The organism is Paenisporosarcina sp. P5_A11, assembly GCF_056400705.1.
The window spans coordinates 1-13,021 of the sequence record NZ_JBFUKT010000087.1 but is presented as its reverse complement, the minus strand read 5'-3'; the positions used below and the strand labels follow the sequence as shown (position 1 = coordinate 13,021).

Here is a 13,021-nt window from a genome sequence, read left to right as displayed (position 1 = left end):
TAACCCTATATACTACTTACTATATGCAAATATTCCATTTTTATCAATAGCAAATTAAAATAAATTGACTTCACTGCTAGGATATTCGTTTAACGCATTTTGTAATTGGCTCGTTTCTAGATATAGTTTACAGATGGAATTACCTTCTTTTATTGAGCACGTCTATATTATTTAATGGACTATACAACTTTCCTATTTCTAATATGTTATTTTGCTCTAATCCGCTGAAATACTTTGAGTTATCTGATATCAATATGCCCCATTAGTCTACTTAAACTATAAATATCATTACGTAATTGTTTACAGGTCTAAAAAGATTAAGTAGACTATTTAAATTATTAACTACTTTAAGGTAACCGCTTCATTGAACTTCTTATGAATGAAATCTTTATTCAACATAAAGCAAGTTTCTCTTGTATCATCAAGGAATCTCTTATACCCACCAGTACCACTGCCTTTTGTCGAAATAACAAGTGGAAGTCCAAGGTTTGCTTTAGTATTTAGTGTAGCATTAGGAAGTTTTGTAATGTCTTTAGTTTCAATAACTTCTTTTATCATGTTGTAGGTTCTCCCAAATTCATCTACTTCCTCTTGAGTGAAAGTTACCTTAAAAATCCTATCTAAAAGTCTATAGCCATTGTCTAGCTCTTTACCGTCCTTTTTCCCCAGATATGCGATATATATAAATGTGACTTCTTCAAAGAACATTTTCCACTCTGATTCTTCCCAGGAACTTCTAAAATCAGAATGTTTTAATGTACTAAACGTAGCTTTTTCAATAGGCTTGTTATCCCCAAAAATGGGTATGTTTTTGATAAGAAAATTCGATTTACTAAAAACCTCATGCTTCTCTGGCAGTTCCTTATCTGTACCTACCACTCTATTTGATACCATTTTACTTATCGAATATGGTATTCTTTTAGCGGAATTAAGTTTTTCAAAATTAGCTAGTATATCTAGTTGTCTCATGCCTTTATATGGCTTTAACCTATCCCATACAAAACCTTCAGGTGTTACGAAATCAATAGATTTATTAATTGTTGTAACTCCATTAAAATGATCTCTTAAAACACCACGGAAGAAGGAATTTTTTAAAGAGAAAGCTCTTGTAGGAGCTGGAATAAATGAATTAGGTTGTGCAGCCTTTTGCCCTTTTTTTCCTTTTGTAGCTGCTCCTAAAATAACGGAATCACCCTCAGATAACTTGTGGGCAAGACCATCTAATACTTTCTGTTTAATTGTATAAAAATCATTCCGAATAATCTCTTCGTCCTTTGACATATCAAACAACTGAAAATCATGAATCACAAAATCAGCATACGGAACATCATCAATATACTCATACCAAATGATTAATAGCTTTTGGTTCTTTGAAATAACCTTACTAAACTCAAATTCCTCATTAATAATATTTTTGTAGTTTATCATACTTAAGGAAATACGTTCCTTTGCTGACCAGGATCCATCTTTAAGTTTTCTAAAACCAGACACCTTTAGTTCTATTCCTAACTCATCGAAATCAGCTTCAGAACGATTATTCAATTCATACCCATAGAACCCAGTTTCAACAACCTTACCTAGTCTACCTTTGTCGTTGTTATTTCCTTGTAAGATTTTTTTCTTGTCTATTTCTTTAAATCTCTTTCCGATAATTCCTTTGGTAAACTCGAGTAATTGTTCTTCTGTTTCCAAGGTTATATTCAACCTTATCACCTACTCAATCGTTTTTTTAAAATATCATTTCAGCTGCCTACAGTACTCCCTTCAAATAGGCAAGTTGCTTATCTTTCATCAAATTGTTTTATCTATTTTATTCAGAACAGGTCTTTATTTATTTCTAAGAATATATTTCGACGTTTATAAAATTTACCACTTTATCCTCTATAAAAATTCCGCAATAAAAAAGCACCATATAAGATGCTATTTTTTAGGGATTCTTTTTTATTATCCTCTTCGTTTAACCCAACTTAACCTAACTATTATGGTGAGCTATATGCCAATCAAAATAGGATTTTGATCCATCTGTCCAGTAATTACAGTAATTTCCTTTTAACTGACCAATGTATACTCTCAATGCAATTGTTAAATCGGCTTCATTTTTCAAAAGYTCAACAATTCCGTTTTGGACTCCTATATATCCTTTTTCAAACAAATGGTCACACCCAAAGGTACACATTGGCATTACTACATTTTTATAATCAAGCTTTTCTTCTTTTGTACATTCTGCTCTCTTTTTTATATGGGCAGTTATTAATAGTTCTACTGGAAACTCATTATGACAAATACCACAAAATCCGTTAGTCTGATTTCCAAATAAGGCCTTTCTTAAGAATGCCTGTTCTTTTCTCGTTTTACCTATTCTTGAGGTTTCTAATGAGTCATATTCAATAAATTGGTCGATAAGTGCTTTATACTGGTTTATTGTTACTTCTTCAAAATACTTGTTACTATTAAATTTAAAATGGTCAAGTACCTTTAAACTTTTCTCTTCATCCAAAACCCTAAAGCCTCTTATTGGATTAGTCAAAGAGTACCCAAGTAATTGGTTAAATTCTGTAATATGGATTTTATGTTCCTTTACTTCATCAAGAAAGTAAAGGAATTCCCAGGTTTCATCTGGATTTTTCCATCCCCAAAGTTCTTCCGCTAAAGCCTTATTATTTATCTTATATGTCACTGTTGCAGATGAAAAAATAGTGTTATTACCAGAAAACAATGCAATATCGCCTTTAATAGCCATTTTATTAATTATATAAAACGATTTATTATCTATACATTGAATCAGTTGAGGAATAGGTTGCTTTTATCTTATCTAATGTTCCGCCAACTAAAATAGTTTTAGCAGTATTTTTTGTGAAATTGATAAGTGGATTCTTTGATCTTGTAGGTATCTTTTTAAAAGCATAAGTGCTTCTCATTTCTACATACTTTAGCTGTTTCCATTAAGTTATTTTATAAGTAAAATTAGTTTCCAACCATTCTTTAACGCTAGAAATGGTACGGAATCCATGACTCTCCAAAATAGAGCCAATATCGTCAGCACATACGATAATTACCGGGTGTCCGTCTTCCTTAATTTCTTCATAAGCCTGACTACTTACAAATGACGTTGTAACAAAGATTCCAAATTGACGATATCTTAGACGACTAATGAGTCGGGAAGTCTCTTTAACTCCAGACCCATAAAGAAACCCTTTACATTTTGCCTCTAAAGCAAAATCAACATATACTGCATTCTGAGTTAAACCAATTCTGTATTTACCAATTGCATCTCTACCACCGTCTCTCCATGGTCTAGTGAGGTCGTAACTGACAATGTTACTATCCATCATTTCCACCAACTTTGCTGCACACTCTTCAAAAGCATATTCACCTCTTGGATGACTTTTAAAATGTTCAATAACTGCCTCTACCATAGCCTTTTTGATTAATGAAGATGGAATTTGCTCACTCCTAGTTCTATGCTCAACTGTTCTTTCCGCGGTTAAAGGTCTATAAACTCCATCCTTAACCCATTTCACCCATTCTTTTGGCGCGTTTGAAGTAAATGCATTTCCCCTATGAATATCATCTATCCATTCTTGCTTTATTGTTGCAACATCCAAGATAGTAAAAACCGACTTGTAATTTTGAAACCTTTTTCCTTCTTTCAATTTCCATATAGCAACTAAATCCTCATTTTCATTTATTCTCGGGTGACCTGGTACTGCAATACCTTGAAAAACCATGTCTCTCCTACTCCCTGCTTTACTAAATATAAAGAAAGGGGGAATCACTTTTCTGTTTCCTAAATGCAATTGATCAAAAACATACTTTAATAATTGATTTCCTCCTTTAGAAGTATCATGAAGGTCTCTTCCTGGGAATCGATTATCCCCATAATAGATGAATTTTCCTGTCTCTTTTTCAATCATGTCTGGCCAATCTGGATTTATCAAATCAGTATATAATCCACATAATTTATATTGATATGTTTTTTTTGACCCTGAAATTCTAAATCCCCCCATATTTTCACATTTCAATAGCTTACTAAGTGGATCATCTGAAACATCATTTTTCATACCCCCTTCATATATAGCTTCTACAGTAAGATTTGCATCTCTCAAATCTTCAAACTTCACAATATTTGACACGTTTTTCATCCCCCACCTTGCTATTAGTAGTCTCTTATTTTAATAAATGACTCATAAATTACTTTTAATTTTCGCTGATAAGTATTCCCTAAATACAAAAAAGACCGCCTAATGACGGTCAATACTTCATTCATGCCCGTTAATTTAATTTGAGAGATTAAATTATTCTAAATAGCTTCGAATTTGAAATATATTATGAGGTCTCCCACCATTTGGGCCACGTAGTTCTTCAAATGATTCTAAATAAAACTTGTCTTTATACCAGTCAAAAATAGCTACCCAAAGATGCAAGAAAATATTTGTTTAACCATAGAAAGGCATTCCAAAATAAGAATGCTCCCGTAAGTTTAATTCAATCTATAAATTTGAACAATCTTTTTAGTCCATTCTTACTTTTAATCTGCTAGAAGCGTGTTCCATCCCAAATTCTAGGACTGTGTAATTTGTTTCTGTTTTTGTTTTTCTATAAATGCATTTAATTTTTCTTTAATACCTTCAAATTCAGTCAATCTTTCTTGTAAAAGATTCAATTTTTCTAATTCACCTAATTTATTCTCCAATTCGTACCAATAGAAAGAGTTTCGTAATACAGTAAAGTTACAATAGAGCATATTCTCAACATCATTTAAACACCAACTTCTAATCAATCGATAATAAAGTTTTTTTGCATCACCATCACTACTACCATAAATATCACTTGTAATAGAATCACCAAAGTTTCGTTTATATTCTTGCATTATTCCACTAAGTTCTTTTACGAAAAAAGAAGTTCTGAAGTCATTTATATTTCTTGCCTTAATATATATAGGTCTTAAAGTCCAAATTTTGCTTGTCATACCAATTGTTTTTTCAAAAAAAACTTGCGTTTTATCATCATTAAATTTTTTATCAATAACCAAATTAAATGCTTTAAAGTAATTAAATAAGGTTTGGTATATTGTAGAGTCCTCAGATTCTATAAACAATTCTCTAAATATATATCTTTCAGAATCCAATTCCTCTAAAGAATTCTCCAACTTTAAGGCTAAATTATCTTTAGAAGAATCTTTAGATATATAAGGTATTAAATTTCTTATTATAGTAGCTTGCGAAACTCTTGCATTTGGTGCATCCGAAGATGTAACTCCTAACAATTTTATTTTTTTATACAGAGGAGACCCTTCAGTTGAATTTAAACTTCTAACAATATAGTTACATGATTTTTCTACACTTCTTTCTGAAGAAGTATCAAATAGATCATACACTAGCGACTTAGGAACAGGTTGTTGATTCCCATTAATTGTTGAAAATAAATAAGCATCTTGTTCATTCGTAGTATCAAAAATTATTATTACAGGTAGGATAAAGTAATCTTCTTTCTTCGATTTTTTTATCCCCTCAAGGCGATGCTGTCCATCAACAACGCTAAAACGATTTCCCTTTTTAATTTCTTTTTCAAGAAATATCAACTCATTTTTATGGAAATCAATTTGAACAAACTCTGATTTTCCTGAAAGAATAATTGGGGTTGGAAAAATTGCATCCGGATCTTCACAGTATGCAGCTATACTTCGCACTCTAGGTTCATTTAATACGCGTTGAATACCATCATTATTAGTATTTCTAATATAAGATTGGGAAATATTATATACATCACTAGCGTTCATAGCACCCATAAACATAGTTCCAATAGGTTGTTCAATTTGTATATATTTAAACTTCTTATCCATATTTTTTCTCACTTTCTTACCATATTATCAATTTTTACTGAAGTATCGAGAATGCTGGCTCCTCTTCTTATTTGCCTGGAGAATTTGCAAATGCTGGCTCCTCTTCTTGCTTGCCTGGAGCATCCGCAAATGCTGGCTCCCCTTCTTGCTTGCCTGGAGCATCCGCAAATGCTGGCTCCTCTTCTTGCTTGCCAGGAGCATCCTCAAATGCTGGCTCCTCTTCTTGCTTACCTGGAGCATCCGCAAATGCTGGCTCCTCTTCTTGCTTGTTTGGAGATTTCGCAAATGCTGGCTCCTCTTCTTGCTTGCCTGGAGAATCCGCAAATGCTGGCTCCTCTTCTTGCTTGCTTGGAGATTTCGCAAATGCTGGCACCTCTTCTTGCTTGCCTGGAGAATCCGCAAATGCTGGCTCCTCTTCTGGAATGCTTGAAGATTCAGCATCTAAATTAGTAACGTCATCACCATATTCTTTGTTACTTAAATTAATTGTGCCTGTAACTACACTTTCTTGCTCTATATGAACTTCTTCTTTATAAGTTTGCTCTTTTGTAAAAATAGCATGATTAATTTTATAAATATAAATTATTAATATACAAAACATAAAGAATTGCAAATTAATGAAATAAAAACTAATTCGATCCGGTAAAACTCMATAGACAATTCCTGCTGAAAAAACTAAAGATAAKCATATAATAAAAGGTAATTTATTTGTTTCAAATAACAATGAATCTTCTTTATCTTTTCGAGAATCCCAAAAATAATTTGCAGCTGCATTAGCGCCTAAAGACATTATTGATAATAATAATGAACCCTTTTGTAAGTAGTCAATAAGTATCTTCCCCCACATATTAAAGAAAGATAAATACCCCACAACTTCCTCTTGAGATTGACTTGTTTGAGTGTTTGCAGAATCTTGAACTGATTGATTCATCTCAGAAGTTTTACTTTCTATTGGTTCATCTGGAATATAAGGTTCAAATAAATTTGAAGGTCCAATAAAAAGCAATAAAATAAACAAACCTAATTGACTCACAAATACAGTGAATGTTGCTTTATGAACCCATTTTTTATTATATTCTTTAATAACCGGGGGGAAAAATTCTTTAATAACCGAGGGGAAAATCGGCTTTCTTGTATTCTTTTTACTTGTATTCTTTTTACTTGAATTACTTTGCATTAATCCATTTCACATCCTATCTATACTTTACATCTAAATTTCGCATTTACTAACTCCCCTACCATTCTTGAGAGCAAGTTGAACACTTCAAGCCTTACTATACTGGAAAAATAATGTAGTAAGGACAGATTTCGTTCGTCAAATTTCGACATTTAGTCAAATAAAAAGCACCTCATAAGAGATGCCCCAAACTTAGCTTAACTGAACTACCTTCATTTCTTTAACCTTCTACCCAGCCGACATTCACCTTATTCCTTACTATTTGATCAATGAATATTTATCTTCTCCTACAATTAGTCTCATAGATACACCAACTTGTAGTTTCCCATCTAAAGATATAATCCGTTTCACAACCATATCAAATATGAAAAGAATCGGTGATTAAAATATCAACAAATACACAAGTGAAGTGCAAGCTGAGAATCAAAGGTCAAGAACTTAAGTTTAGTGTTAGAAGAATCGGAAAAAATGTCCTAAGTATTCTCATAAGGAAATAAGAGGTAGCTGGTAGTGATTTATCACCATTATGTATCCCAAAACACACCATAATGAAAATGTAGTCTTAAAGCGTCGTAGAATGGATTTTACTTACTCTTGTTCAAAAAACCATGCTCACTTAATAGTTTCATCACGGTTGCTTTTTTTGTTAAAAGTTTCAACTTCTGATCCTTCCCATAATAAATTCGTTAAGACAACTAACCATACTCCATCCTGACAACTTGATAATGCACGATTAAAACCAATATTAATTGTATCTTCTTTTTTCGAGCATGACCATACTTCTTGTACATTAAAATTGTTCATAGTTTCATTTGAAATCATTTATTATAGATTCCCCTTCTCTTTTACAACTAATATATAGGAATCTAGAATCATTTTCGACCTAGGAATAATTAACTCTTATGCTCATGCTTTATACCCCTTGTGGCTCTAGTAAATATTAAAGGATGTATATGTAAACGTTTGTTTTAACGAAGGATTTTCAGTATTTTAGATAGGCATTATTGATTAGGACTGCTAAATTGCCGTTTTTCATTTCCATTTTAGCTTGTTTAAAATTCGAATCCCTTATATCGGCTTCGTTTATATTAACTGAAAATAATTCCGCTGATTCAAAATTAGAATTACTTATATTCACCCCTTCAAGAACAGCATGAAAGAAGTCTGCACTAACTAAAGATGAAGAAGATATGTTTGATAAATTAAAATTACAATAAGCTAAATAGGAATCATCTAAATTAGAAGAGATAATTTTCGAGTTTGATAAATCGGCGTTTATTAAGATTGCAGATGATAAATTTGTATTTAAAAGAAAAGCATTTGATAAATCGCAATTTTCTAAATTTGAGTATCCCAAATTTGCACCCGTTAAATTTGTATTTTTTAGTGCTAGGTTTGTTAAATTCATTACAGATAAATTGCAATCAGTTAGGTTGGCTCCATTTAATTCACATTTAGGTATTTTATCATCATGTAAATCAATATAAGAAAAGTCAACACCACTCAAATTCGCAGCAGAAAAATTCGCACCATTTATATTCGCTCCTTTTAATATTACGTTCGATAGGTTAGCGTTGGAAAAATTCACCCCTTCAAGATTCGTGTTCATAAAGATTGCCCCCGATAAGTCAGTACCAGAAAAATCCGCATTTTTTAGATTTGATTCAGAAAAATCCGCACTTTTGAAGATTGAATTCTTAACATGAGAATCACTAAAGGTTGAATTTTGAAAACCACAATTTATAAACTCTGTATTATTAATTTCTGTGTTATAAAAATCAACATTTTCTAAGGAAACATATTCAAATTTGCAATTTGTTAATGTGCTTTTTTCAAACAAACTACCTTCTAACATTGAGTTATAAAAATTTACTGATTGTATATCACTCGTGGAAAAATTTGCCGTTTTTAAATTCGAGTTTTTAAATTCRGATAAATAAATTTTTGCATCTACATAATCGGAAAAAAAACCTTCACACCCATCGATTTTAACACTCAGAAGCTCAGATGAATTAAAATCAATATTATTAAGATCTAATGATTTAAAAATTACATTTTGTAACTTTGAGGCTGAAATATCTACATTTTCAAAATTATCGCCTATAAAGCTAGTATCTTTAATATAAAAGTTATTTAAACTTAAAGAACTGATTTCTAAATTATTTGCTGGAAATAATAAGTTTTTTAATTTTCTATCCTTGTCATTGCAAATTTCATATAGTTCGTCAAAAAGACCACTAAGGAAAGAAAGAAGAAAAAACATATTAAAAATAACGTTTGTTTGAATTTCTATTTTATTAAAAGAGTTTTCGGGATATCTCTTGAAGTAGGTATTTAACATGCTGATATCATGATTATTAATAAACGAATGCTGCAAAATAAAATMMGTATATAATCTTTTTAAATTCCCATAAATTACATTGACTTCATTAGAGGACTTGTTTTCTAATRGAGGCTTTAAGAATACTGCCATCTCTTCATTCAATTTGAATCCACCAAAATTTTTATAAAAATGTTCTGCTATATCCAATAATTCTATCTCTGTATGATTTAATTTAAGTAAGGTATTTATTAAAGATTCTGAAGCTAAAAATTCATAAAAACTTTTATGTACGAACTCAAAGGCTACATCACTCGTCTGTTTTTTTTCTGTAGGACGCATATAGTTCAGTACAATAAAGGTGTTTATTATTTTATAGTCATTATCATCTATACTAACTTTCTTTTTCTTAATCAAATAATTTTGTGGTAATAGTTCTTTATTTACAATGTCTTTTTGTGTTACTGAAAATTCTTTTTTATGATACATAGCTAATGCAATATTTTGATTTAATTCTCTTTTAATTATAGAAAGTTCATCCATATTAAAATCTTTTCTTAAAGGATTAAAATCATTTTGTTCGACGAATTTACTAGTTGCACAAGTCCAATCAATTAATTTTTCGTAAAACTCCCATTTTTCTAAATCAAACATTTCTTTTGGCGATAACGCATTGTCTTCCTCTAACATTTTACAAAACAAATAAAGTATAAGTGGAAAACCTAGTATTGAATCTTGGTAATTATTATATTCAACTAATTCATTAATAAATTTTTCCGGAATGGTTTTATTATATTCAAGCCAATTATATAACCATTCACGAACATGGTATTCGTCGAATTTCTTCAAAATAATAATTTCAGTTCTTCTTGGAATTAAATCCGACATTTCAGAAAAGGCTGTTGTTCTTCCAGTTAAAATAACCTTTATATTTTTGTACTTACCAACAAAACTTACTAAATTATCAAAGAAACTTATTAAACTACCTTCTGTCAACAAATGTAATTCATCAAAACCATCTAAAATTAAAAGAATTTTTAAATCTGTTAAGTGATAATTAGCAAAGTTCTTAATATTTTCTGTTAGTTCATTATAAATGGTATTTCTAAAATCTTGTGTATAATTAATAGTTTTTAATTCAAGATGAAAAGGTAAAAATTTCTCCTCTTCAAAAAAAGTTTTAAACATTACTTTTGATAAAGAACTTTTACCAATACCCGGATCACCATGTATTAAAATTAAATTATCCTTTAATTTTAACCTCTTTCTAAGATAGCCCAGTACATTTCTGCCTAGTACATTTCTACTTTGATCCTCTACTTCTCCTTCTTCTCTGTCTTCTTCATTTTCTTTAATTTCTTTAAATTGTAATTCCCCTCGAAAAGGAAAAGAATAGAATTCTGGTTCTACGTAGATATCATATATTGAAAAATTTTCATCTTTCATGTGTTCACTAAACTCTAAAACTTTCTTTTCACCATATAACTTAAACTGTTTTTTTATATTTATGTAGTTTTCGTCTAAATGTGCTTCTTTTAGATCTCGTACATCTTTTTCAAGCTTGAAAAACCTACTATTTAACTCTGTTAGTTTTATATTTATTCCTTTATCAGTTTTTTTCATCATTTCATTTGCTGATTCTTCCAGTATTTGTTCTAATAAATTGTTATCAACCATACGTTCTTCAATGTCTTTATTAGAAGATTTTACATGAATTTCTGAAAATAATCTTGCATGAATTAAATCTAAGGCTTCAGAAGAATTCTCTATTTCGGATATTAAAGATTTATTTTCCTCTATTAATTTTTTTACTAACACTTCAGGACTTTCATTATTGAAACTCCATTTAATTAGATCAATAAACTTTTTAATATTGCCATTATATGAGATTTCAACTAAAGCAATTTGAAACAAACTCTCTACATTATTTTTCTCTCCTAAAAGTTTATCTATTCTCTCTTGATTTTTACCTTGTGCTTTTTTTAAAGTTTTAATTTTTTTATCAATATTTTTTTTCTTTTTCTCAGTAAATTCTAAAAAGTAATCTTCTAATATCTTTTTAATTTCTATTATTATTAAATTCTCTGTTCCTTTTGTTAATTGATTTCGGTTATCAACCCACTCTAATAAAACCTTTTCTGAACGCTTTATTTCTGTATTTGTAACGAATTCAAAAGTGACATTATTATTTTGATATTTTTTATTCAACATATAAAAATTACATATTGTCTTTTTAATTGCTTCTGATTTTAAAGAAAATTCGTTGGAATAACATTTTACTTGTGAAAACTTCATTTCATTTGAATCTAAGTTTATCTCTTTTATATCATCTTCAGTTTCACAAAATATCTGAATCTGTGATTTGGATATGTAGTTTTTTAACCATGAGTTTAATGTTGCCTCATATTGATAATAAAAACCAAGACCTACTGCAGTAGCATCGGTCTCTTTCATAAATATCGATAAATTAGTTTGATACATAATTTACTACCCCTTAAACATCTATTTGTATGTTTATTAGAATGACTGTGAGAGCGTTGTGGAGGATTTGAATGAGAAACTGTGAGCAAAAGAAAACACCCACAATAAAAGTGAGTGTCGATGTGCAGAAGTTATCATCTGTTTTAACAATTCGGCTATTATCTTGTTCATTCTATTAATCTTAAAACGAATCATTAACGTATACATTATGATTTTGTGGCAATTTCATCTGGATTGATATAATTTTGTATACTAGGAATTGAATTAAAGCCGCCTCGATTGTAGCCCCTATCAATTTTAAATTGTTTGATTCTCTCTGCCATTACTTCCTTGTTTTCTACATTAAATATACTTTTTACAGCTTCAAAATGTTTTATTGAGTTCATCTTACTTAAGAATTTAATGGTAGTGGTACGATCTAGATAGATGTATGAGGTTGGATACCACTCATTCCAAGTATCTTGATTTCTAATTTTCCCAATAAAATAGAGCAATAAGTCTGCTTCAGCTAAGTCTTTACCATTTTTTCCGGCTCTTTGTTGTAGCAAATCGGCATGTAAACTTAGTTGGTTAATACCTAGTCTTATTTTTCTGTTTTCAAAAGAGAGAAGATGGAAACTAAAAGAATGGAAATCTAAAGGATTTCTTCCACTAGAATTTGAATCTACATAGTAGTCCGAGTTTATGATTTCCGTTAGAATATCATATTTCTTATACTGCAATAACATTGAAAACATATATAAATATAGCTCATTAATTAGGAATTTATAGTGGTCGAACTGCGATTTAAAATAAGATCCACTACCTCTATATTCTGTATAAGAATATGCCTTTTCAAAGAAGTCAACGACATATTCAGATTCTATTACATCTGCTTCGAACTGGAGTTTTATCATTTTTAGATAATCATCTTTTAATGGCAACATCTTCAATATTTGTTCATAAACAATATTATCCAATTCTTTTCCTTCAGTATCTTTTATAGAAAACTGTTCCATAGATTCCATGAATTTTTCTGTAAAATCATATGCTAAATTTCTCAATCTGCTAGGTTGCTTATCTATCAGCGAATTCATTTTCTTAATTACTGCCGAAGTTTGAAAGTGGTCAACTTCCCTTTCTGATAGAAATGATGGCATTTTCCCCAATTGTGGTTTTTGATGTAATGGTACTCTGTAAATGTTTCTAAGTAGTTGTTCAT

General features: G+C 30.3%; 8 protein-coding genes. All 8 read right to left on the bottom strand.

All coding sequences use genetic code 11. From position 1 onward, the window contains the following. Positions 1 to 342 precede the first annotated feature (342 nt). Positions 343 to 1,692, bottom strand: a complete 1,350-nt coding sequence (locus tag AC1DOS_RS12435) for a Sau3AI family type II restriction endonuclease (RefSeq protein ID WP_477537756.1) — start codon at positions 1,690 to 1,692, stop codon at positions 343 to 345. 280 nt (positions 1,693 to 1,972) lie between these two features. Continuing rightward, entirely contained in the window at positions 1,973 to 2,716 is a 744-nt protein-coding gene (locus tag AC1DOS_RS12430; RefSeq protein ID WP_477537755.1) for an HNH endonuclease, read from the bottom strand. A 226-nt stretch (positions 2,717 to 2,942) separates the two neighbouring features. Next, on the bottom strand, positions 2,943 to 4,133 hold the full coding sequence (locus AC1DOS_RS12425) for a restriction endonuclease (protein WP_477537754.1): 1,191 nt from the start codon (positions 4,131 to 4,133) through the stop codon (positions 2,943 to 2,945). Positions 4,134 to 4,561: 428 nt separating this feature from the next. Then, positions 4,562 to 5,842: a DGQHR domain-containing protein gene (locus AC1DOS_RS12420; RefSeq protein ID WP_477537753.1), complete on the bottom strand. Its 1,281-nt coding sequence runs from the start codon at positions 5,840 to 5,842 to the stop codon at positions 4,562 to 4,564. Between the two features lie 67 nt (positions 5,843 to 5,909). Next, the gene (locus AC1DOS_RS12415; RefSeq protein WP_477537752.1) at positions 5,910 to 7,019 is read right to left on the bottom strand and encodes a hypothetical protein; all 1,110 of its coding nucleotides are present in this window, start codon (positions 7,017 to 7,019) and stop codon (positions 5,910 to 5,912) included. Positions 7,020 to 7,631: 612 nt separating this feature from the next. Beyond that, positions 7,632 to 7,841 carry a hypothetical protein gene (locus AC1DOS_RS12410; RefSeq protein ID WP_477537751.1) on the bottom strand — a complete coding sequence of 70 codons (210 nt, stop codon included), beginning with the start codon at positions 7,839 to 7,841 and terminating at the stop codon, positions 7,632 to 7,634. A 160-nt stretch (positions 7,842 to 8,001) separates the two neighbouring features. Continuing rightward, complete coding sequence (locus AC1DOS_RS12405; RefSeq protein ID WP_477537750.1) at positions 8,002 to 11,820, bottom strand: pentapeptide repeat-containing protein; 3,819 nt, start codon at positions 11,818 to 11,820, stop codon at positions 8,002 to 8,004. Positions 11,821 to 12,026: 206 nt separating this feature from the next. Continuing rightward, on the bottom strand, positions 12,027 to 13,021 hold a 995-nt coding region (locus AC1DOS_RS12400), incomplete at its 5' end, for a hypothetical protein (RefSeq protein WP_477537749.1).